This window comes from Empedobacter sp. UBA5528 (genome assembly GCF_002426075.1).
Classification (GTDB): domain Bacteria; phylum Bacteroidota; class Bacteroidia; order Flavobacteriales; family Weeksellaceae; genus Empedobacter; species Empedobacter falsenii_B.
This window is the reverse complement of the sequence record NZ_DINY01000015.1, coordinates 1-18716: the sequence shown is the minus strand read 5'-3', so window position 1 is coordinate 18716 and position 18716 is coordinate 1. Positions and strand designations below refer to the sequence as shown.

General features: G+C 32.5%; 17 protein-coding genes. 11 read left to right on the top strand and 6 right to left on the bottom strand.

Annotated features, from left to right (window positions below; all coding sequences use genetic code 11):
- Positions 1-2 precede the first annotated feature (2 nt).
- The 3 genes from B4L98_RS03680 to B4L98_RS03670 are packed head-to-tail and all read left to right on the top strand — an operon-like array spanning position 3 to position 4491.
- Positions 3-563 (top strand): hypothetical protein, encoded by a 561-nt coding sequence (locus B4L98_RS03680; RefSeq protein ID WP_291077544.1) that lies wholly within the window; start codon positions 3-5, stop codon positions 561-563.
- A gap of 17 nt (positions 564-580) precedes the next feature.
- Positions 581-3790, top strand: coding sequence for a type I restriction endonuclease subunit R (locus B4L98_RS03675; protein WP_280063273.1), 3210 nt, complete (start codon positions 581-583; stop codon positions 3788-3790).
- Positions 3790-4491, top strand: coding sequence for a M48 family metallopeptidase (locus B4L98_RS03670; RefSeq protein ID WP_291077542.1), 702 nt, complete (start codon positions 3790-3792; stop codon positions 4489-4491). The genes B4L98_RS03675 and B4L98_RS03670 overlap by 1 nt, the downstream gene beginning before the upstream one ends.
- A gap of 1859 nt (positions 4492-6350) precedes the next feature.
- Here B4L98_RS03670 and B4L98_RS03665 read toward each other — a convergent pair.
- The 4 genes from B4L98_RS03665 to B4L98_RS03650 all read right to left on the bottom strand — a co-directional run bounded on the left by B4L98_RS03665 (position 6351) and on the right by B4L98_RS03650 (position 8191).
- Positions 6351-6599: a hypothetical protein gene (locus tag B4L98_RS03665; protein WP_291058853.1), complete on the bottom strand. Its 249-nt coding sequence runs from the start codon at positions 6597-6599 to the stop codon at positions 6351-6353.
- Positions 6586-6852, bottom strand: coding sequence for a hypothetical protein (locus B4L98_RS03660; RefSeq protein WP_291058855.1), 267 nt, complete (start codon positions 6850-6852; stop codon positions 6586-6588). Before B4L98_RS03660 ends, B4L98_RS03665 begins: the two co-directional genes overlap by 14 nt.
- Before the next feature lie 11 nt (positions 6853-6863).
- Positions 6864-7316: a DUF5675 family protein gene (locus B4L98_RS03655; protein WP_291058857.1), complete on the bottom strand. Its 453-nt coding sequence runs from the start codon at positions 7314-7316 to the stop codon at positions 6864-6866.
- Positions 7317-7387: 71 nt separating this feature from the next.
- Positions 7388-8191, bottom strand: coding sequence for a hypothetical protein (locus B4L98_RS03650; RefSeq protein ID WP_291058859.1), 804 nt, complete (start codon positions 8189-8191; stop codon positions 7388-7390).
- Positions 8192-8286: 95 nt separating this feature from the next.
- Here B4L98_RS03650 and B4L98_RS03645 point away from each other — a divergent pair, with 95 nt between their 5' ends.
- The 8 genes from B4L98_RS03645 (at position 8287) to B4L98_RS03610 (ending at position 15972) form a co-directional block, all read left to right on the top strand.
- Positions 8287-8778: a thermonuclease family protein gene (locus B4L98_RS03645; RefSeq protein ID WP_291058861.1), complete on the top strand. Its 492-nt coding sequence runs from the start codon at positions 8287-8289 to the stop codon at positions 8776-8778.
- Positions 8779-8933: 155 nt separating this feature from the next.
- Positions 8934-9476, top strand: a complete 543-nt coding sequence (locus B4L98_RS03640; RefSeq protein ID WP_219035173.1) for a hypothetical protein — start codon at positions 8934-8936, stop codon at positions 9474-9476.
- Between the two features lie 130 nt (positions 9477-9606).
- Positions 9607-9942: a hypothetical protein gene (locus B4L98_RS03635; protein WP_146810388.1), complete on the top strand. Its 336-nt coding sequence runs from the start codon at positions 9607-9609 to the stop codon at positions 9940-9942.
- Positions 9943-9949: 7 nt separating this feature from the next.
- The gene (locus tag B4L98_RS03630) at positions 9950-10240 is read left to right on the top strand and encodes a cell division protein ZapA (RefSeq protein WP_038335658.1); all 291 of its coding nucleotides are present in this window, start codon (positions 9950-9952) and stop codon (positions 10238-10240) included.
- Positions 10241-10503: 263 nt separating this feature from the next.
- Complete coding sequence (gene rny / locus B4L98_RS03625) at positions 10504-12066, top strand: ribonuclease Y (protein ID WP_371875740.1); 1563 nt, start codon at positions 10504-10506, stop codon at positions 12064-12066.
- A gap of 381 nt (positions 12067-12447) precedes the next feature.
- The gene (locus B4L98_RS03620) at positions 12448-13407 is read left to right on the top strand and encodes a ribonucleotide-diphosphate reductase subunit beta (RefSeq protein WP_038335662.1); all 960 of its coding nucleotides are present in this window, start codon (positions 12448-12450) and stop codon (positions 13405-13407) included.
- 79 nt (positions 13408-13486) lie between these two features.
- Complete coding sequence (locus B4L98_RS03615) at positions 13487-15187, top strand: ribonucleoside-diphosphate reductase subunit alpha (RefSeq protein WP_115001235.1); 1701 nt, start codon at positions 13487-13489, stop codon at positions 15185-15187.
- A 62-nt stretch (positions 15188-15249) separates the two neighbouring features.
- A complete protein-coding gene (locus B4L98_RS03610; protein WP_286496359.1) occupies positions 15250-15972 on the top strand; it encodes a hypothetical protein in 723 nt (240 codons plus the stop codon).
- A gap of 60 nt (positions 15973-16032) precedes the next feature.
- Here B4L98_RS03610 and B4L98_RS03605 read toward each other — a convergent pair whose 3' ends face one another.
- Both B4L98_RS03605 and B4L98_RS03600 read right to left on the bottom strand, forming a co-directional pair.
- The gene (locus B4L98_RS03605) at positions 16033-16875 is read right to left on the bottom strand and encodes a DUF4197 domain-containing protein (RefSeq protein WP_280037648.1); all 843 of its coding nucleotides are present in this window, start codon (positions 16873-16875) and stop codon (positions 16033-16035) included.
- 55 nt (positions 16876-16930) lie between these two features.
- Positions 16931-18517, bottom strand: a complete 1587-nt coding sequence (locus B4L98_RS03600) for a peptide chain release factor 3 (RefSeq protein ID WP_038333563.1) — start codon at positions 18515-18517, stop codon at positions 16931-16933.
- Positions 18518-18716: the final 199 nt, after the last annotated feature.

Genomic DNA, 18716 nt, shown 5'->3' with positions numbered 1-18716 from the left:
TTATGGAAGAATCACAAAAAAATATGGAAGAAAGATTATACAAAATATTTGCCAATGTAAATGATTGGTTAAAATTTGCTGAAGCTAAAAATATAGGATTATTAACATTGAATTTAGCTCTTAGTATCGGTTTAATACAATTGTTTTCAGCAAAAGATTGTGATCTGAATAAATGGGTATTTTATCTGTCATTTGGGGCTAATTTTATTTCATTTATAATAGCATTGTTTTCAGTTTCTCCTTTAATTGGAAAAATTGAAAGAAATCAATTTTTCAAAACTCCAATAACTTTTATTTCTAATATTATAGATAAGGAAATTATAAATGAAAACATTCATTTTTATGGATATTTAAAGGATTTCAATGTAGCTGATTTTGAAGAGAAATTTTTACAGAAGATATCAACTACAGATTATCAATTTAATGATTTTGAAAAAGAATTAAGTTCACAAATTATCTACAATTCAATTATTACTTCTTATAAGTATCAACTGTTTAAACTAGGGTGTTTTATTACTTTAATAGGTGTGATTTTAAGTGTAATAGTCTTAATGATTTTTTAACGAAACGAAGTGTAATTATGACACCATCATACCAAGAAGATCACATCAGTCAAATCCCAGCCATTCAATTATTGATGAAGCTGGGGTACAAATATATTTCACCAGAACAAGCTTTAGTTTTAAGAGATAACCGTACCAGCAATGTGTTATTAACTCCGATTCTTAAAGAGCAATTAGCTAAGATCAATAGTATTAATTATAAAGGCGAAAAACATCCATTTTCTGATGCAAATATAAACTTGGCTATAAATGAGGTAAAAGATTTACCCATTCATTTAGGATATATTAATGCCAATCAACATTTTTATGACTTAATAACGTTAGGTAAATCTTTTGAGCAAACCATTAATGGTGATCGCAAGAGTTTTTCATTTAAATATATCGATTGGGAAAAACCTGAAAACAACATTTTTCATGTTTCAGAAGAGTTTGCAGTAACGCGTTCCAATCGTTCAGACACGTATAGACCAGATATTGTTTTGTTTGTCAACGGATTGCCTTTAGGTATCATTGAATGTAAATCCAATGCAATAAAATCTCCTATTGATGAAGCGATTTCTCAGAATTTAAGAAATCAAAAAGAGGATGGCATTCGTGATTTGTATGTGTACTCTAATTTAGTGATGGGATTAGCTGTTAATGAAGCTAAATACGCAACTACAGGTACGCCAAAAGAATTCTGGAACGTTTGGATTGAAAAATTTACTAAAAAATATACGGAACAAGAATTTCTTCAAGAGTTAAATAATATAAAGCAAGCTACATTACCTAATGATGAGCGTACTGAAATATTTAAAACAAGATATGCAGCTACTTTTAAACGTTTTAATGAATTAGAAAAAGATGTTGTAATGCTTACAGAACAAGACAAAATGATCTATTCAATTTGTCGTCCTGAACGTTTCTTAGAATTAATGTATCAGTATATTTTATACGATGATGGTATTAAAAAAATAGCACGTTACCAACAGTATTTCGGTATCAAAAAAACGATCAAAAGAATTGAAAAAGTAGGTACTGATGGTAAGCGTCGTGGAGGTGTTATTTGGCATACGCAAGGTAGTGGAAAATCATTGACTATGGCGATGCTTGCTCAAATGATTGCTTTAAATAAAAACATTAAAAATCCTAAAATTGTTTTAGTTACAGACCGTATCGACCTAAACGATCAAATTACAGATACGTTTAAAAAATGTAAAATTGATGTAGTCGAAGCTTCTACGGGTAAACATTTAATCGATTTGTTAAACAGTTCATCTGATGCTGTAATTACAACCATCATAAACAAGTTTAAAGCAGCAGTTGCAAAAGCACCTGAAGGTTTTACTTCTTCTGAAATATTTGTATTGATTGATGAGGGGCATCGTAGTCAATACGGTACCTTCAACGTAAAAATGCAAAAAACGTTTCCTAATGCTTGTTTTATTGCGTTTACAGGAACTCCTTTGATGAAGTCTGAAAAGGATACAGCTAAAAAATTCGGAGGCGTTATCGATGAGTACACCATTAAAGATGCAGTTGAAGATGGAGCGGTATTGCCTTTGTTTTATGAAGGGCGTCACAACGACATCACTGTAAACGAAAAGCCTTTAGATAATTATTTTGAAAAAGTTTCTGAACCTTTAACCAAATATGGTAAAGCAAGTTTAAAAAGAAAATTCAGTTCTAAAAACACGATTAATAAATCTGATCAAGTAATTTATGATCGAGCTTGGGATATTTCAGATCATTTTACTGAATTCATACAAGGTACTGGTTTTAAAGCACAGTTAGTAGCTCCAAATAAAACCACCGCCATTATGTACCATAATTATTTAAAGGAGATTGGTAAAGTAACTTCAGAAGTTGTAATCTCAGCTCCTGATAGCCGCAAAGATAATGACGATGCTTATGTTGAAAACGAAGACGTAGTGCAGAAGTTTTATAAAGCAATGATTGATAAGTACGGTAATCATAAAGATTATGAAGAAAATATCATCAAATCATTCAAAAAACAAGAACATCCCGAAATTATCATTGTGGTTGATAAATTATTAACAGGGTTTGATGCGCCTATAAATCGTGTATTGTACTTAACACGTAATTTAAAAGATCATACCTTATTGCAAGCGATAGCAAGGGTTAATCGTGTACACGAAGGAAAAGATTATGGGTTAATCATCGACTATTACGGAAACTTAGAAAATTTAGACAAAGCTATCGAAGATTATTCTGGGGATAATGAGTTAGATAAAGAAGACGTAAAAGGTTCTGTTACCAATGTAAACGAATTAATAAATCAATTGCCTCAAGCATATTCAGAATTATGGGATGTTTTTAAAACAGTAAAGAATAAGTTTGATACAGAAGCTTATGCTGTTTTATTAGGTGATGAAGAAATGCGCCATACATTTTACGAAAAATTATCTAAGTTTCTTCGTTTGTTTAATTTAGCGATGTCTACCGTACAGTTCAATGATAGTAAAAATGATGAAATCATTGAAAAATACAAAAAAGAAAGCAAGTTCTTTATCCAATTGCGCATCGATGTTAAGAGAAGATATTTTGATGATATTGATTATAAAGAATATGAAAAGCAAGTTCAAAAATTAATTGATAAACACATTGTTACAGATGGTGAAGTATTAAAAATTACCCAACCTATAGATATTTTTAATAAACAACAACGTGATGATGAAGTAGAAAAGTTAATTGGTAGTGCAGCTAAAGCAGATCATATTGCTTCGCGTACATCAAAAGGGATTAGCATTAAAATGCAAGAAGATCCTATTTTCTATACTAAGTTGTCAGATTTAATTAAGCAAACCATTCAAGAATACAAGCAAAGTAGAATTAATGAGGCTGAATACTTAAACAGAATCAAGGATATTGAAAATACGTTTATTAATGGTAAGCAAGACAATGTACCGAAAAGTATTGTAGATAATAAGATTGCGATTGCATTTTATAATTTCATAAATGATAAATTATCAGAGCATTTAAAAGATAATAATCAAAATGCGGATATTGCTTTAGAGGTAAGATCTTTAATTGAAGGGGTTGTTTTAGAGGGTGACAAACCAATTGTAGATTGGAAATCAAATGCTGATTTAGAAAAGAAAATTTGGAATGAATTAGACGATTATTTCTATGGTATTTCTTTACAATTAGAGCAAAACATTCCTTTTGATATAATTGATGCATTTATAGAAGAAGTAATTAAAATTGCAAAAAAACAGATGGATTAATGGATAAGATTGAATATAGATATGGGAGTAAGACTATTGAAGCAGAGGTTTTATATTCAAATAGAAAGACATTAGATTTAAGAGTGTTTCCAGAAGGTAATGTGCAAATTACAGCTCCTTTAAATACTCCTTTAGACATTATCTTAGAGAAGGTGAAACCTAAATCAAAATGGGTCATTCAACAACAAAAAGCATTTGAATTATATAGGCCATTTACGTCTGATAAAATTTACATACCTGGAGAAACGCATCGATATTTAGGTCGTCAATATAAATTGAAAATAACTAAAAAAGAGAAAGGTTACAGTACAATTTCATTAGCTAAAGGATTGATGCATATTGAGACAACAAAAGAGGATGTAGAACCAATTATTACAAAATTCTATAAATCAAAAGCTGATGTTGTTTTCTCGGAATTATTACAAAAATTATTAGAAGAGTTCCCAAGGTTTAAAGAATATGAAATTTCATTAAGTCACAAATTTTTAAAAAAACGTTGGGGAAGTTGCACAACAAATGGAAATATTTTATTGAACACAGAACTAATTAAAGCAAGTAAAATTTGTATTGAGTATGTTATTCTTCACGAATTATGTCATTTAATTCACCCGAATCACTCAAAGGAATTTTATAACCTATTAACAGACTTCCTTCCTAATTGGCAAAAAATAAAGCACAAATTAGAGACGACATTAGCTTAAAAGTTTACACAACAAAATTATACATCAGGTAGTTATTGATAATCAGTAGAACGTACACGCCTATTTGCAAAGTTTGTAAGTGTATAGGGCAACAACAAAAAAGCAACTGCGGTTCCATTCCAGTTTTGCTTCTTACATAATAAACTCCCCAACTCAATAATAATTCAGTTGGGGCTTTTTTTGTCATTTCGAGTGATTTTCGTTGCTTTAGCAAAAGAAAATTGTATCGAGAAATAAGAGGTGAAAATGAATAATAAAACCCATGAATAATAAGTTTTATAATCATACCCAATAATTACTAATCACTATTTACTATTTACTATTTACTAACTACTAATCACTATAATCGCCAACAAAAGCAAAAAAACTCAAAACTCATCACTCAAAACTCACAACTCGAACCCAGCCGCCCTACCAAAGCTATGTTTACATAACGTGGCATTATAGTCGCCTAGCGGGCTTCGGGGACAAGCCCACTATAATCATATTATGTAAAATAGCCCCTTCCTTTACCTGTCCGAAGCAGAGAGTATCTCATGTCGTTTTTTGCCCTTGTTGAAGTAGCAGTATTGCCACAATCATTTTTGCGCAACGATTTACTCCGTTAGGCTCATTTCACTATCCATACATTTTTCAAGCCCAGTAATAACTAATTACGATTTACTAATCACCAATTACTAAGCGAAGCGTTCCATTCACCCAACTCCGCAAAACCAAGCCTAAAATAAGCTTTCCTTTCAGTCAAGCCCATTTTTGAACGGCTTTTCGTTACACACAAAAATGCTCGTTAGGCATTTGAGATTAAGAGGAGAAGCTTCGTGTATAATTTACTCCAATAATGCGCAACTTCATCTCTTTACAATAACCATCATTCAAACCCACCAAAAAAACAAGGCTAAATAAATGGCATTTCGATTAGCAGACGAGTGTCAATACATTGAGTGAAACGTAAAAATGATCGCTGAGCGATAGCGAATGATCGAGCATTTTAGTGGCGAGAGATGATGATTGACCGACGAAAATCTAAGTCTTGATTTTTTTGATTACTTTTTTGATCAAGCAAAAAAGTGATAATGAATAGATGTGTATCATAAGTGCCGAACGCTATTCCATTTACCACAACGCATTTCCAATAATTCATCATTCATAATTTCTAATTATTCCACGCACCCCACCACCCAAGAAAGCGGTTACAGGTTCAGAAAAAGCAAAAGTTTTAAGTAAGGTTCATTGGTGTATTGCGCTAAACCGCTAGTCGCATCACATCGTTCGGTAATACACACTAACGTGTTCCGTAACCCCTCACTTTTGTGCTGCTTGATAGCTCATTAGCCCACACCAATTGGCTCGGTGTAGCACAACACCCTAAAAGGATGTTAAGCTACAACCCCTCGCCACCTTATTTTGATATTGGATTGCTTTTCTTCACCTGCGCATATTGCCCCAGTGCGTTCTTTCCGAAATAGACACACCAAAATTCACAAAAAAGATAGCAAAGTTAGTTAGTGGTCGTTTTACGTCAAGGTCAAGCCCTTCGGGTTTCTCACAAAATCTCCACCCATTCGGGTAGTATTTTGCTCGAAAACCTTGCCTTTAAAACGCCCAATCCTGAAAGAATGGCTTTCTTTTTTTTCTCTTTTTTTCTTTTCAAAAAACATTGAATTTGAACCAAAACCACTTCCTCGATTTTATAATTTTGATTCATCTTTTTCGACAACATTCCGACTTCGTTTCGGAGATAAAGCGTACATATTCCACCTCTATAGATAATTGGGTGCAGCTATCACGCATAAAAAAAATCTCACCTATTAAGATGAGATTTCAATAAGTCCTGAAAGTCCTATCAAGGTCTTATAAGACTATTTTTTGTTAGAATCATTATCTGCTTCATCAATCTTTACAGCAGTTTGAGCAACAGCACTGGCGATTGCACCACCTAAAGCCAAATATCCTGCAACTGTAATAACCGTTGCCGGAAGAACAACCGGAGCAGCTAAGATGGTTCCGCTTATCGCAGTTAAAGCTAATCCCACATTACGAACGATTTTAAACCATTTTGGTGTTTCATTGGTTACTCGTTCTACTATATTCAAACTATCCTTTTTCATCACGTTTATTTTTAAGATTCAACATTTCAAGAGTGGTAATTCTTGATTCTAAATATTCGACACGTTGGCTGAGTAAATCATAACTGTTTTTAAATTCAGTTTTGATCAATAAAGCCATCGTTTTTACTTCTGTAATATCCTTTTCCATTTTTTTAAAATCAGAGTGTAATTGCTTAATGAAGTAAGCAACCACTGCCAATAATAAACTTGAAACTGAACCGAAAAAGACATTTAAAACCAATTCATTTTCCATAATAGTAGTTTTTAGAATTGAAAATTATTTTCGATAGAGATCTGATTTTCTTTGCTTTTAGCAATCTTTAAAAGTTTAGGATAAACCATTTCATAAGCCTTTCGACTATGAGTAACTTGATAATCACCATTAATCAATTCAAAACCAAAACCAGTCAACGGACATCCTGCAGTTTGTAAATACGTATTTCCGATATGGATATATACATAATCGAAATTCGGAAGCTGATCAATTTCAATCATACCTTCATGAACTTTACCCATCAGATTTTTATACTTGGTATTCATACCGCCCCAAGAATTAACGATCAATTGATAATCACCCGTAGGAATTGCAGTTTGCTGTTTAATTTTTTCAGCTCGAATCTTATCTTCCAAAAGGTAACATTGAAAGATTCCATCAATGTACAAATGGCTCAATGTACTTTGCTTTCCTTGTGCCACACGAACAATTTTAACACGCATAATCAATCATTTTAAATGAAACAAAAAAGAGCCTTTTCAAATCGAAAAGACTCCTTAACCAACCTAACCGCTTAAAAAGCATCTTCGATTTTCAGACAGTTTCCGGAAGCGAAAGGATAATAATTTCCGTTTACTTCTTGGAAAAATTCAATACCGATACACTGAACAACTGTAACATTGTTTGCCAAAGTTGGCGCACCTGGTAAAACTGCCGAAATCGTATCTCCGGCATACGGAGCATTTAACGGAATATAAGCCGAGTATTCAACAACATTTAATTCGTTATTAATAGCATCGTCAGGCTCGTAATTTCCAGTTGTAGGATTGAAGGAGAAATCCGATAAAACCGCCAACGCATTAATTAAACGAAAGTGTGTAGTACCTGCAGGAGCAGAAATCAATTCAGCCGGATTAAAAGCTGCAACAACGAAATCAGCTTCGTTTCTGTCTACATTGTGTTCCACATCATAAGGCGCATTAAAAACACCATTAATCGAAAGTTTTTTATCAAACTCAAAACCAATTAAATATTGACGTTGAGTAGAAACTTCAACTTTACGATAACCTCTGGCTTCTGTACCATCTTCCAAATTGATTTTCTTCATAACCGAAGTCAATCGACCTGTCACTTGACTATCCGCCATTTTACTCATTACTTGCGAAAGAGCAGTACGCAAGGATTTTCCAGTTCTTGCACATCCGCCAAATTCATTCATATTTTCACGAGTACGTTCAAACTCAGGCGCAGTTTTTACCTGCTGAGCAGTTGGACCACCAACCATACCGGCATAAAAACCAGGTTGTCCTTTAATCTTAAAATGACGAACATCTCCAATCGTTCCGATGTACTTCATAAGTCCTTTTTGTCTTGCCATAACTTTAAATTTATTAGTTAAACATTTGAGAATTATAGTATTACAAAGTTGAATAATTAAATTTGTATAGACAATATGTAACTAATTGCAATACAATGAAATACAGTGCTAAAGAACCTTATTATGTGGAAATATTTTATAATGTATTGGAAATCAAAGATGCAGATACTTTGGTTGTGAAACACGCCTTTTCGAAAGAAGAAAAAGAAATCAGATTGTATGGTATAGATGCACCAGAAATCCGAATCAATAGAAAGCTTAAAGAAGATGAAGAAAAATCTCATCTTCCTGCAAGTTTATTGATTGAGTTAGGATGGGAGGCAAGAAATTACTTAACTAACGTTTTGAGTGTTGGAGATAGAGTAACCATACTCACAGAAACAAAAAATGCCTACGATTTTTATCATAGGCAATTAGGTTATGTGATCCTGGAATCAGGCGAATGTTTGAATGAATTGTTGCTTCAAAATGGATATGTAAAAGCATCAAGGGATTATTATTGTTCCAAATTAGCAGAATATCAGTTGATGAATCGTACTGCTCAGTTAAATAAAGTCGGTTTATATGCTCGAATATCCCATTTTTAAGCCCAGATTAAATGTTAAAGTTTCGTTTTTGATGGCTTAAAATCTATGCTCAACATAGACTTAAAACATACTTTTTCAATTGTTGTACTTATGTTGTACCAAATGCTATAAAATGAGTAACCAACCCACTAAAATAAAGACTTTTCAAAGAAACTTTGGATATAGTTGAATTATCTGAAGAAAGCGTTAAGAAAATAGACAAAATTCAACGTTCTTATTTGATTGAATTGAAAGTTCCGTCAAATAAATTGCGTGAGCATGTCAAATTTGCAGTGGAGAAAGGAATTATTATCGATCATATTTTGATTAATAATGAAGAAATGACCTTTGAGAAATATGAAAATGAGTTGAAAAATGAAAACAATAAAGCAATGAAAATCTCGAAACAAATCGAAAATAAAGTGAATAAAGCGTTGATAAATGATGCTACTTCTTATGCGACTATTGCGTATCAATTATCAGAAGAACCACGAGTTGTAACGAATATTTTACCACAAACTGATTTGAAAGCTTATAGAGAAATCAACTTAGGATATGAGTTAAAACAAAGTTGGAAAGATGGAATGTATTATTTCAAATCAATTTTGATTATTTTCTGTCAATTTCTGCCAACTATTCTTTCGGTATTGTTTTTGTTTTTTAGTATCAAGTATGTTGTGAAAGTAGTGAAGAATAGAGAAACGAAACAAAAAATGTAAGTAAATCTCTATTTGTCAAATGAATAAGAAAAAACTGATAATATTTAGGTTATTGTATTGATTAGAAGTAAAAAAATACTATTTTTGCAATAGAAGCTAGAATAATTGAAATTCTCAGGAGATGGAAAAAATGGTAAAATTTAATGAACTTGAAAACAAAGTTTTAAGTGTTTTAGGCCAACTTGGGAATTATAAAGATATATTGAAGGGCGCTGAAAACTCGATACAAGAATTGGAAAAATTGCAAAATGAAATCAATTCTCTAAAAGAAGAAAATGCCCGATTGAAAAATAAATTGAGAGATTCGCAAGCGAATAACTTAAATTTAAATGAGGAAGTAAAACGATTAAAAGTCGTTAATGCAATGAGCGGAAATCAGGAGTACAAACAAATGATGAAGCAAAGAATGAACAAATTAATAAAAGAAGTCGATACGTGCATCGCTCAAATTAAAACTAATAATTAATAAAAGAATGTCAACTCAACGAATTGAGATAAAAATTGCTTCACGTCATTACCCAATGACGATTAATTCTGACGAGGAAGAAATGTTACTTTCTTGTGCAGAAGAAATAAATGGTATTTTGAAACAATTTGAACAAAAGTACGCTGTTTCTGACAAACAAGACGCGCTTGCAATGGTGACAATTCAGTTAGCTTTACGTGAAGCAAAGCTGAAAAAGCAAGTGAAAGATAACGAAGAAATGACAACAGAGCGCATTTCGAAGTTATTAGAATTGATTGATCAGTCAATCGCAAAATAAGAGAAGTTCTGACAGTTGTGAAACTGTCCACTAAACAATATTCCTACATTAGTTCTAGCTATTTTGGTTAACTCAACACTAGTTTTGTTACCGAGTGAACACCGTTCGGAAAGCGGGCCGCAACCTTTTAGGTTCATTTATTTGACAGCGGATACTTGACTGACGGACTAACTCAAATCCTGTTTACAGGAGTTAACTCAAAACATACTTTACTAATGTAGGTTTTTTTATATATAAACATTACATAATCTATGGACCCAATTATGACAATAATTATTGCAATTGTTACATTAATCATAGGTGCAGCGGTGGGATATTTCTTATCAAAAAAATCAGTTGATAAACAGAATCAAGAACTGATTGACGAAGCAACTCGCAAAGCACAAAATTTGATTAATGATGCTGAGAAAGATGGTGAAGCCATTAAAAAAGAGAAAATTTTTCAAGCCAAAGAAAAATTTTTAGAATTAAAATCTAAACACGAAGAAGTTGTTAATCAACGTGAAAGAAAAGTAGCTGATGCTGAGCTTAAAGTAAAAGAACGTGAAGAGAGAATCAAAACGGACTTAGCAGAAATTCAGAAACAAAAAGATCAGATTAAATCTGAGAAAGGAAATATACAAGCACGTACAGAGAAGCTTAACATTAAGCAAAAAGAAGTGGATACGATGCACAAAAAACAAGTAGAAATCCTTGAGAAAATTTCAAACTATTCTGCTGATGAAGCACGTGCTGAATTGATTGAAGTCTTGAAAGACGAAGCAAGAACGAAAGCACAAGCTCATATCCAAGAAATTATGGAAGAGGCTGAATTGGATGCGAAAAATGAAGCGCGTAAAATTGTGATTTCTTCTATTCAACGAATCGGAACAGAGCAAGCGATAGAGAATGCAGTTTCTGTGTTTAACATTGAATCTGATGAAATCAAAGGACGTATCATTGGTCGTGAAGGACGTAATATTCGTGCAATAGAAGCTGCTACAGGAGTTGAAGTGATTGTTGATGATACGCCAGAAGCGATTATTCTTTCATGTTTTGATCCTGTTCGTCGTGAAATTGCTCGTTTATCTTTGCACCGTTTAGTAACGGATGGGCGTATTCACCCAGCACGTATTGAGGAAGTTGTGGCAAAAACAACAAAACAAATTGAGGATGAAATTATCGAAGTTGGTAAGAAAACAATTTTAGATTTGGGAATTCACGGTTTACACAAAGATTTGGTTCGTATTGTTGGACGAATGAAATATCGTTCTTCTTATGGTCAAAACCTGTTACAACACTCTCGCGAGGTGGCAAATTTGGCAGGAACCTTGGCTGCAGAATTAGGATTAAATCCTAAGTTAGCGAAACGTGCAGGTTTATTACACGATATTGGTAAAGTTCCGGAGCAAGAATCTGAATTGCCTCACGCAATTTTGGGGATGCAATGGGCAGAGAAATATGGAGAACATCCAGACGTAATTAATGCAATTGGAGCTCACCACGATGAAATAGAGATGACTTCTTTAATTTCGCCACTTATACAAGTTGCCGATGCAATTTCTGGTGCTCGTCCAGGGGCTCGTCGTCAAGTTGTGGAATCGTATATGCAACGTCTGAAAGATTTAGAAGCTACGGCTCTTAACTTTGATGGTGTGGAAAAAGCATACGCTATCCAAGCTGGTCGTGAGTTGCGTGTGATTGTAGAAAGTGATAAAGTTGATGACACAAAAGCAGCTGAATTATCGTTCTTAATTTCGGATAAAATTCAAAACGAAATGACTTATCCAGGTCAAGTTCGTGTAACTGTAATTCGTGAAACACGTGCAGTAAATATTGCAAGATAAAATTTAGAATTTAATCATATTCTTTAGGCAAGTCTATAACAAGGCTTGCCTATTTTTTTGTTAAATTATAGAAAATTAATCCAAGTTATAGTTGTTGTTTTGATAAAAATTATTAAATTATAACGAATAAAAATTCAAAAATAATTAATTAATAATCAAATAATTAACAACTTGTTGATAACCTTTTTATTTTTTAAGATTACAAAATTTTTAATTGTAAAATCTTATCTTAATTTTGAAAGAATCGATGAGTAATTGAAACGAAAATGTAACCCTATTGAGGTTCAAATTTCTAAATAAAATAAAAGAACCAACTTCATTTATTTTGATGAAAGAATTCGTTTTTACCAAAGTTTATTAATCTAAAAAGTCCAAAAAACTATGTCTATTTTTGATAAAAGGGTAAATTATAAACCATTTGAATATCCTGAAATTTTAACCTTTACAGAAGCAATCCAAAAAGCATATTGGGTACACGGAGAAGTAGATTTTACTTCAGATATCCAAGACTATCATGCCAATTTAGATGATGCGAAACGCGAAATTCACAAACGTTCTATTTTATCAATTGCGCAAGTAGAGGTAACGGTAAAAGGATTCTGGGGAGATTTGTATCATTATTTTCCAAAGCCAGAATTGAATGGATTAGGTGCTACTTTTGCAGAATGTGAGTTTAGACATAGTGAAGCGTATTCGCGTATTTTGGAGGTAAATGGTTATTTAGATGAGTTTAATGTAGCCTTACAAAATCCAATTTTCAAAAGTTATAATACGTTTGTTGGAGAAATTATGCGTGACGAGAACAAATCAATTGTAGAGAAATTATTGTTCTTTGCATTGGTAATCGAAGATAGTTCGTTATTCTCGAAATTTGCAAATATTTTGGCATTTACACGTTTTGATGGTTTAATGAAAAATACAGCAAACATCATTGCTTGGACATCTACAGATGAGCAAATTCACGCAAATGCTGGGATTTATTTGATTAATAAAATTCGTGAAGAAGGTTTATTACCAGAGGAATTAGATCAAAATTGGGTAGAAACTGCTGTTCGTGGTTATATTGACCAAGAAGAAATGATGTTAGATTGGATTTTCGAGAAAGGAGAATTTGGTTATTACTCAAAAGCAGATTTATTAAACTATATGAAATACCGTATTGATGAAGCAATTGCTAAAATTGGATACAAAAAAATATTTCATATTTCCCAAGAACAGTATAAACCGATGGCTTGGTTTGAGGAAGAAGTTTTTGCGAGTAGTTTAGACGATTTTTTCGCAAAAAGACCAGTAGATTATACTAAACATGACAAAAGTATTTCGGCAGACGATTTATTTTAAACCGCCAAAACTTTTTATCAAAAACACAACTATAAATAAAATTATTTAACAATATCACATCATTATAAATTCTAAAGCTATGGACAATCCAATACCACACGACGACATTCAAAATATATTTTTTGACGGTGAAGCACCAAAATTATGGTGGAAAAACTCTGAATCTGAACAAATTTTGAATAGAGGTTATTTATTGAAAGGGGAAACAGTTGAAGGAGCTATAGATCGTATCACGGCTGCGGCTGCAAAACGTTTATACAAACCAGAATTGCAAGAATCTTTCAAAGAAATGATAGAAAGAGGTTGGATGAGTTTATCATCTCCAATTTGGGCAAATATGGGAACAGAGCGTGGTTTACCAATTTCTTGTTTCAATGTTCATATTCCAGATAGTATTGAAGGAATTACGCATAAATTAGGAGAAGTTATTATGCAAACTAAAATCGGTGGTGGTACTTCTGGTTATTTTGGTGAATTGCGTGAGCGTGGAGCGGCGATTACAGATAACGGAAAGAGTAGTGGTGCTGTTTCGTTTATGGAATTGTTCAATTCTGCGATGAATGTGGTTTCTCAAGGTTCTACACGTCGTGGAGCTTTTGCGGCTTATTTGGATATTGATCATGATGATATCGAAGAATTTTTGAAAATTAAATCGATAGGAAGTTCAATTCAGAATTTATTTTATGGTGTTTGTGTGCCAGATTATTGGATGCAAGAAATGATTGATGGAGATGCGGATAAACGTCAAATTTGGGCGAAAGTTTTAGAATCACGTCAAGAAAAAGGATTACCATATTTATTCTTTACAGATAACGTAAATAAAAATAAACCACAGGTTTACAAAGATTTAGGAATGTCAATTAATGCTTCTAATCTTTGTTCAGAAATTATGTTGCCTTCATCTGCTGATGAATCATTTATTTGTTGTTTATCTTCTATGAACTTAGAGCTATACGATGAATGGAAAGATACTGAGGCAGTACGTTTAGCAATTTTCTTTTTAGATGCAGTTTTACAAGAATTCATCGAAAAAACAGAAGGAAATCATTATTTAGCATCAGCTAATCGTTTTGCAAAACGTCACCGTGCATTAGGTTTAGGTGTATTAGGGTGGCACTCTTACTTACAACGCAACATGATTCCTTTTGAAGGAATGGAAGCGAAATTACGTACAACAGAAATTTTCAAGCATATTCAATCTAAAGCAGATAAAGCTTCGGAAGAATTAGCTCGTATTTATGGTGAACCAGAGGTTTTAAAAGGCTACGGACGTCGTAATACAACAACTTGTGCAATTGCACCAACTACGTCTTCTTCTGCGATTTTAGGACAAACTTCTCCAGGAATTGAGCCGTTTGCTTCAAATTATTACAAAGCAGGTTTATCGAAAGGAAACTTTATGCGTAAGAATAAATATTTGACTAAATTATTACAAGAAAAAGGAATCGATAACGAAGATATTTGGCGCGAAATCATGTTGAATGGTGGCTCTGTGCAACATTTAGAACAATTGACAAAAGAGGAAAAAGATGTGTTCAAAACATTCAAAGAAATTTCTCAATTAGAAATTGTTCAACAAGCAGCGATTCGTCAAAAATATGTAGATCAATCGCAGTCATTAAACCTAAATATTCCACCAGATTTACCTGTGAAAGAAGTTAACCGTTTGATGATCGAAGCTTGGCAATTAGGTGTAAAAACATTGTACTATCAGCGTTCACAATCAGTTTCTAAGGAATTAGTTGCAAACTTAGTTTCTTGTTCTTCTTGTGAAGCTTAATAGGAAATGATATATTTTATTACAAATAGAAAATCCGCTCATTGAGCGGATTTTTAGATTTTATGAATTTTTTAGATTTAGTTATTATTGAACAAAAATTTACTGATTTAAAGTCGTTGAAAAGAACGGCTTTATTAATTAATATTATTGGATGCATTTTAGGTTTGAGTACATTAGTTTTTCAGTTTTTTAATGAAATTTTAATTTATTTATCTTTTGTTTATCCTATTTTTTGCATCATTTTAGTTAGATATTATCGAGGTTTGATCTCAATTGAGCCTGAAATTAGACCAAATCTTCCAACAATTTCTATAGGTTTTATGTTATCTTGTTTTGGATTAATCATTAGAACTGCTATGGATTACAATGTCTTAGATTATAAAAATGTATGGGTTCCTTCGAGTGTTATAGCGTTATTAATCTTAATAATCTATTATTTTAATCAATTTAAAATATTGATTTACAACAAGAAAAATTTTGTTTATAATGTTTTTATCATAATATTAATTGAAGTATTTTCTATTTATTCTGTTATATTCATTAATTGTAAGTATGATCAATCTACTCCTCAAATTTATGAAACTCAGATTTTGAAAAAAATTAAGAAAAATAGTAAAGGAGGTAGTAGTTATTATTTAATAATTGAAGATTGGAACAATACATTTATAGAAAAAGAGATAAAAGTAGATTATAAAAAGTATTACTCAAGTTTTGAAGGAGAAAAGCTTAAAGTAGCAGAAAGACGAGGAAGATTTGATATACCTTGGTCTTATTTTATAGAGTAATTATCATCTAAAAGACTCGTTACAAATTGTAACGAGTTTTTTTGATTGAATAGAAGTATTTTACTTCTTACTATCTTGCGCTCCGAAAACCTGTTGTAACAACGATGTTGTACGCAAAGCTTTATTCCCGCGAATTCCTTCTTCTTTTTCTGCAACCATGTTAAACACACCATTTATTGTTTGTTGTGTTACATAAGCATTCAGGTTTGGATCAATTTGATTTCCAGTTAACGTATTGTATTTTGTAATCAAATTATTCCAAACTTTATCCGCACTAACTTTACCTAAAGACGCTTCCACTTTTGGTTGAAAAGCCTTTGTTAAATCAGATGTTGTTTTTAGTTTTAAATAATTGGTAGCCGAATTATTTCCTCCTAATAAAATATCTTTCGCATCTGTAATTGTCATTGATGTCACAGCGTTTACGAAAATAGGAGCAGCTTCAGAAACAGCATCTTCAGCAGCAGAATTCAATAATTTGATTCCTTTATCCGCCAAACTTCCCATTCCTAAAGAACGCAAAGTTTTTTCTACATTTTGTAATTCTTCTGGCATCAAGATTTTTGCAACTGAATTATTATAAAAACCATTCTTTTGACCCAATGATTTTATTCCGTCCGTTAATCCTAATGACAAAGCTTCTTTCAATCCAGAGGCAACAGTTGCGTTAGATAAACCATTTAACTTTGTTAAGGATTCTGCAGAAATTGTTTTAGATTCTGTTGAACCATTTACAACTTTTATTGAATCAACTTTTACTGTTGAATTATTTTGTGTTGTCGTTTGAGTGTTTACTTTTTCGACTTCTTTTTTTAATGTTCCAAAAATTGATTTCAAATCTTGTGCTTTTGAATTTACTGCAAACGCTGAAATCAATGTTAAACTTAATATGATCTTTTTCATTTAGATTTTTTCTAAAAAATATTTCAGTTGGTTAATTCAATTATCTGACCAAAATTTAAAACTCACTTACAAAATGTAATTTCACTGACGGAAATTTATCTTGCGTCATTTGAATTGTAAAAGCAGAATCTGCTAAAAATACCAATTGATTGAATTTATCTCTTGCTAAATAACGTTGTTTAACACGTTTGAATTCTAAGAATTCTTCTGATTTTTCATCTTCAACTTCTACCCAACACGCTTTGTGAACAGAGAAAGGTTCGTACGTTGCTTTTGCACCATATTCGTGCTCCAAACGATATTGGATAACCTCATATTGCAGTGCACCAACGGTTCCGATAACTTTACGATTATTCATTTCTAATGTAAATAACTGCGCAACACCTTCGTCCATTAATTGATCAATTCCTTTTTCCAATTGTTTTGCTTTCATTGGATCAGCATTGTTGATGTAACGGAAATGTTCTGGGGAGAAAGCTGGAATTCCTTTGAAAGAAAATTTTTCACCTTCTGTCAACGTATCACCAATTCTAAAGTTTCCTGTATCGTGTAAACCAACGATATCACCCGCAAACGATTCATCAACCACTTCTTTTTTATCAGCAAAGAAAGCATTTGGCGCAGCGAATTTCATGTTTTTACCTTGGCGAACGTGGAAATAGTTGGTATTACGTTCAAATTTACCAGAAACGATTTTGATAAAGGCTAAACGGTCGCGGTGTTTCGGATCCATATTCGCATGAATTTTGAACACGAAGCCAGAAAATTTATTTTCATAAGGTTCGACAATTCTCAAATCTGTTTCTTTAGATTGTGGAGTTGGTGCAATATCAACGAAAGCGTCTAACAATTCGCGAACACCAAAATTATTAAGAGCAGAACCGAAAAATACAGGTTGTAAATTTCCGTCCATATATTCTTGCATATCAAATTCTGGATAAACTCCGTCAATTAAATCAATCTCATTACGAAGATTTTCGGCGTAAGTTGTTCCAATTAATGTGTCTAAATCTGGACTTGATAAATCCTCAACTTTCGTTGTTTCAGAAATTTTTTGTTTATTATCTCCAGAAAAAATATTGATGTTTTTCTCCCAAATATTATAAATTCCTTTGAAAGTTGCTCCAATACCAATCGGCCAAGAAAGTGGTGTAACTTGTAAGTCTAGTTTTTGTTCTACTTCGTCCATTAAATCAAACGCATCTTTTCCTTCGCGGTCCATTTTGTTAATGAAAACCAACATCGGAATTTTGCGCATACGACAAACTTCTACCAATTTGATTGTTTGTTCCTCAACCCCTTTTGCAACGTCGATTACCACAATCGCAGAATCTACGGCAGTTAGTGTACGGAAAGTGTCTTCGGCGAAATCCTTGTGACCAGGCGTATCTAAGATATTAATCTTTTTTCCTTTATATTCGAATGCTAAAACTGAAGTAGCAACCGAAATACCACGTTGGCGTTCAATTTCCATAAAATCGGAAGTTGCTCCTTTTTTAATTTTGTTACTTTTTACGGCACCAGCTTCTTGAATTGCGCCTCCAAAAAGTAATAACTTCTCTGTTAAAGTTGTTTTACCAGCATCGGGATGGGCGATAATTCCAAAGGTTTTTCTTTTATTTATTTCTTGTTCTAAAGACATCTTAATCAAATTTTCAGGTTGCAAAGATAGTTTATCTCACGAAAATTAGAAACATTATGGTTGATAGAATATTCTAAAGTAAATTGCGTTATTCTAAAAATAGTTGACGAAAGACGTATGAAAAAGATATTTTACTTTTTATTGTTGATGATTAGTGGGATTGTTTGGGGGCAGCATCTGTAATCTTCCCCTTGTTAAG

Excerpts from the sequence above, each read along its gene's own strand:
- B4L98_RS03680 (WP_291077544.1), top strand. The coding sequence starts at position 3 with ATGGAAGAATCACAAAAAAATATGGAAGAAAGATTATACAAAATATTT.
- B4L98_RS03675 (WP_280063273.1), top strand. The coding sequence starts at position 581 with ATGACACCATCATACCAAGAAGATCACATCAGTCAAATCCCAGCCATT.
- B4L98_RS03670 (WP_291077542.1), top strand. The coding sequence starts at position 3,790 with ATGGATAAGATTGAATATAGATATGGGAGTAAGACTATTGAAGCAGAG.
- B4L98_RS03665 (WP_291058853.1), bottom strand. The coding sequence starts at position 6,599 with ATGAAAAAGGATAGTTTGAATATAGTAGAACGAGTAACCAATGAAACA.
- B4L98_RS03660 (WP_291058855.1), bottom strand. The coding sequence starts at position 6,852 with ATGGAAAATGAATTGGTTTTAAATGTCTTTTTCGGTTCAGTTTCAAGT.
- B4L98_RS03655 (WP_291058857.1), bottom strand. The coding sequence starts at position 7,316 with ATGCGTGTTAAAATTGTTCGTGTGGCACAAGGAAAGCAAAGTACATTG.
- B4L98_RS03650 (WP_291058859.1), bottom strand. The coding sequence starts at position 8,191 with ATGGCAAGACAAAAAGGACTTATGAAGTACATCGGAACGATTGGAGAT.
- B4L98_RS03645 (WP_291058861.1), top strand. The coding sequence starts at position 8,287 with ATGAAATACAGTGCTAAAGAACCTTATTATGTGGAAATATTTTATAAT.
- B4L98_RS03635 (WP_146810388.1), top strand. The coding sequence starts at position 9,607 with ATGGTAAAATTTAATGAACTTGAAAACAAAGTTTTAAGTGTTTTAGGC.
- B4L98_RS03630 (WP_038335658.1), top strand. The coding sequence starts at position 9,950 with ATGTCAACTCAACGAATTGAGATAAAAATTGCTTCACGTCATTACCCA.
- rny (WP_371875740.1), top strand. The coding sequence starts at position 10,504 with ATGACAATAATTATTGCAATTGTTACATTAATCATAGGTGCAGCGGTG.
- B4L98_RS03620 (WP_038335662.1), top strand. The coding sequence starts at position 12,448 with ATGTCTATTTTTGATAAAAGGGTAAATTATAAACCATTTGAATATCCT.
- B4L98_RS03615 (WP_115001235.1), top strand. The coding sequence starts at position 13,487 with ATGGACAATCCAATACCACACGACGACATTCAAAATATATTTTTTGAC.
- B4L98_RS03610 (WP_286496359.1), top strand. The coding sequence starts at position 15,250 with ATGAATTTTTTAGATTTAGTTATTATTGAACAAAAATTTACTGATTTA.
- B4L98_RS03605 (WP_280037648.1), bottom strand. The coding sequence starts at position 16,875 with ATGAAAAAGATCATATTAAGTTTAACATTGATTTCAGCGTTTGCAGTA.
- B4L98_RS03600 (WP_038333563.1), bottom strand. The coding sequence starts at position 18,517 with ATGTCTTTAGAACAAGAAATAAATAAAAGAAAAACCTTTGGAATTATC.